1 protein-coding gene is annotated in these 566 nt (G+C 65.9%); it reads right to left on the reverse strand.

The features are described from left to right. The coding region (locus QK291_RS19010; RefSeq protein ID WP_282384411.1) for an IS30 family transposase at positions 1-566 on the reverse strand (566 nt) is incomplete at both ends.

The raw sequence follows: 566 nt of genomic DNA on the forward strand, positions 1-566 counted from the left end.
GCCTTGGTCCCAGGTCAGGGAGCCCCGCATCAGGGCCGGCAGATCGTGGACCCGGTCGATGAGAACGTCGGCCAGGCCGTCCGCTTTCTTCCCCTCGGGCAGGCCGAGCATGATCACGAAACGGCTCGAGCGCTCCACGAGCGTTGCCACCGCGGATTTACCGCCCTTGCCCACGATGAGATCCCCCTCCCACGCGCCAGGAACACGCCGGTCATTGGCGTCCTCTGGCCGGTCATCGATGCTGACCATCCCGATGATCCGGCCGCCGGTCCGCTCGCCCAGGGGCTTTCGGGCTTTCCGCTTCGTGCGCTTGGATTGCAGCAGTATCCCGGCCTTCGCCAGCTCACCCTTGGGCAGGGCGTAGATCCACCTGTAGAGGGCCTCGTGGGAGACGGTGGCGCCTTCGGCATCCGGGGATTTGGTCATGGTCTCAACGCTGGGCTCTGATGCTTCCAATTGCAAACGCCCGGCGATCTGCCGCGGCGTCCTGGACCTCTTCAGATCAGCACGGATCCGGGCTTCGAGCACCGGATTCCCATCGATCTTCCGGGCCTGCGCACGAGACC

This window comes from Arthrobacter sp. AL12, from assembly GCF_029960645.1.
Lineage (GTDB): Bacteria > Actinomycetota > Actinomycetes > Actinomycetales > Micrococcaceae > Arthrobacter.